This window comes from Rhodoferax sp., assembly GCF_025354435.1.
GTDB lineage: Bacteria > Pseudomonadota > Gammaproteobacteria > Burkholderiales > Burkholderiaceae_C > Rhodoferax_B.
Map to the genome: position 1 here is coordinate 1 of NZ_JANXMU010000009.1, position 3,394 is coordinate 3,394.

Here is a 3,394-nt window from a genome sequence, read left to right on the forward strand (position 1 = left end):
GACAGCGAAGACGACTACGTTGAAAAAGTACTGGCTTTGGCGGGTGACCTGCCCGCACTGGCCCGCCAACGCGCCACGCTGCGGGCCCAGATGCAGGCCAGCCCGCTGATGGACGAAGAGGGCTTTGCCCGCACGGTGGAACAGGCTTATGCCCAGATGTTCGATCGCTGGTCAGCGCAACCGATGGTCCGCAGCAAGGCTCCCAAAGCCGTCCGCCAGGTGCTGGGTAGCCAGCCCAGCATGGACGACATGAAGCTATTGACTTCGTTTTTTGAGTCGCGCGACTATGCGGCAGGTATCCAGGCTGCCCGCGCCATGGTGCGGCAGTATCCGCGGCATGGTTTTGGCTGGAAGGCTTTAGGGGCCATGCTGCAGGCCAGTGGCTATGCACAAGAAGCCTTGGAGGCTAAAAAGCAAGCGGCTCAGTTGTTGCCACATGATGCCGAGGCGGCCTGCAATCTGGGCCATTCTCTGCAAGATCTGGAGCACTATGCGCAGGCCGAGGTGGCCTTGAAGCGCGCACTGGTGCTCAAACCCGCCTATCCCGAGGCGTTTAACAATCTTGGCATCACCTACCAAAAGATGGGGCGGCTGGATGCATCGGAAGCGAGTTTTCGCGCGGCTCTGGCACTCAATCCTCGCCACATCTCCATTTTCGACAACCTGCTGTTCACCCTCAATTACCACCCCGATCACCCGGCAGAATTGATTTTTGACAGTTACCAGGAGTTTGAGCGCCGGTTTGGCACGCCGCATCGGCAGAACTGGCTGCTCCATGGCAACGACCGCACTTTGGGCCGTCGCCTCAAGGTTGGCTATGTGTCGCCCGACTTCCGAAGCCATTCCTGCACCTTTTTCATGGAGCCCTTGCTCGCCCACCACGATTCTGCTGCCGTAGAAGTTACGGCCTATGCCGATCTGGTGGCCGAAGACGCGGTGAGCCAGCGTTACCGGGGCTACGTGGACCACTGGGTGCCCACGCGCGGCTTGTCCGACGCGGCGCTGGCCGAGCGCATCCGCGCCGATGGCATCGACATCTTGGTTGATCTGGCGGGCCACACGGTGGGCAACCGCTTGGGAGTGTTTGCCCGTAAACCCGCTCCTGTGTCCTTGAGTTGGATGGGCTACGGTTACACCACGGGCCTGCGCGCCATCGACTATTACCTGACCGATGCTGCCAGCGTGCCAGTGGGCAGCGAGCATGTGTTCTCCGAGGAACCCTGGCGCTTGCCTGGCTGTTACACCGCTTACCGACCCGGCACCGGGATGGGCGAGGTGAACGCCTTGCCCGCCGTGGAGCGCGGCTACATCACCCTGGGCACCTTGACCCGGGGCGTGCGTATCAACCACCGGACCATCCGGGTGTGGGCCCGCATCCTGCTGCGCCTGCCCACGGCACATCTGGTGATCGACAGCCGTTCGTTCCAAGATTCAGAGGTGCAAGCCGACGTAGTGGCGCAGTTTTCGGCTTTTGGCATTTCGCCCGAGCGGTTGCACATCGGCTTCAACAGTCCCCCTTGGGACGTGCTGCGCGGTATCGACATCGGTCTGGACTGTTTTCCGCACAATTCGGGCACCACCTTGTTCGAGACCTTGTACATGGGCTTGCCCTATGTGACCCTGGCCGACCGGCCCAGCGTGGGCCGCATCGGTAGCGCCATCTTGTACGGTCTGGGGCATCCGGAGTGGATTGCAAAGAGTGAGGATGCCTACGTGGACAAGGTCGTGGCTCTGGCCTCTGACCTGCCCGCGCTGGCCCAGTTGCGCGCAACGTTGCGTGCGCAAATGCAGGCCAGCCCGCTGATGGACGAGTCGGGCTTTGCCCGCCAGGTCGAACAGGCCTACGGCCAAATGTATGCCCGCTGGGCCACCGATGTGGCGCTGGATGCGGTAGAGGCGGCCCCCCCGGTGGAGGCCATGAACGATTTGGTGCGCTTGTTCCAGGAGCAGGCGTTTGCGCAGGGCGCACAGGCAGCACGTACCTTGGTGGACCGCTATCCCCGGAACGGCTACAGCTGGAAGTTGCTAGGCTCTTTTCTGCACAAGCAAGGGCAAATGCAAGAGGCTTTGCAAGCCAAGCAGCGGGCAGTGCAGTTACTGCCCGACGATACCGAAGCGCTGTTCAATTTGGCCCTGGCCTATGGGGAGCAAGGCCAGGTGCAGCAGGCCGAGCGTTGCTACCGGGCGGTGATTGCGCTGCAGCCGGACGATGCCGAAGCCCACCACAACCTGGGCAACGCCCTGTTCGGCCAAGGCCGTCGCGCCGAGGCCCTGCCGTGCTACCGCGAGGCCGTGCGCCTCCAGCCCGACTTCACCGCTGCGCACCATGGCTTGGGCGGCTTGCTGGCCGAGGTGGGCAACCTGGTAGAGGCCGAAGCAGTCTGGCGCAGCCTGCTGCGCTTGACGCCAGACGACATGCAGGTGTCGCTGCACCTCAGTCGGGCCTTGCAGCGGCAGGGTCGGCGGGCGGAGGCCGAGGCGTGCATCCGCAATGCCATGGTGGTGCGAGAAGATGATTACGAAACCTACTTCCACCGGGGTAACTTTCTGGGGGAGCTGGGCCTGCTGGCCGAGGCCGAGGCTGACTTGCGCCACGCCCTGGCGATCCAGCCCGGAACGGTGTCGGTGATGAGCAACCTGGGCGGCAACCTGAAAGAGCAGGGGCGCCTGACCGAATCCGAAGCCTGCCTGGCGCAGGCCGTAGCGATCGACCCCGCGTTCACCGCGGCCTGGGTCAATCTTGCCATTGCGCTGCTGATGCAAGGCCGCCTGGCCGAATCCCAGCGCAGTTTTTACCGGGCCCTGGAGCTGTGCAATTACGCGGCCCCGGTCTATTCCAGCCTGCTGTTCGCCTTGAATTACGACCCGGACAAAAGCGCAGAAGATATTTTTGACAGTTACCGTGACTACGACCGCCGCTTCGGCCAGCCGTACCGGGCAGCTTGGGCTCCGCACACCAACGTCCCCCGCGCTGGCCGCCGCCTCAAGGTCGGTTACATGTCGCCCGACTTCCGCAACCATGCCTGCACTTTCTTCCTGGAGCCGCTGCTGTCACACCACGATGTCAGCGTGGTGGAGGTCTATGCCTATGCCGAGCTGACCCATGAAGACAGTGCCACCCAGCGCTACAAACGCTATGTAGAGCACTGGGTGCCGACTCGGGGCATGACCGACGTGGCCCTGGCCCAGCGCATCCGGGCCGACGGTATCGACATTTTGGTGGAGCTGGCAGGCCACACCGCAGGCAACCGCTTGGGAGTGTTTGCACTCAAACCGGCCCCAGTGTCGATGAGCTGGATGGGCTATGGCTACACCACCGGCCTGCAGGCCATCGACTACTACCTGACCGACGCTGCCAGCGTTCCTGCGGGCAGCGAGCACCTGTTTTCAGAAC

1 protein-coding gene is annotated in these 3,394 nt (G+C 63.0%); it reads left to right on the forward strand.

Translation table 11 applies throughout. The features are described from left to right. Positions 1 to 3,394 (forward strand): tetratricopeptide repeat protein (locus tag Q0T48_RS02475; RefSeq protein WP_295951913.1); only part of this gene is annotated, 3,394 nt, incomplete at both ends.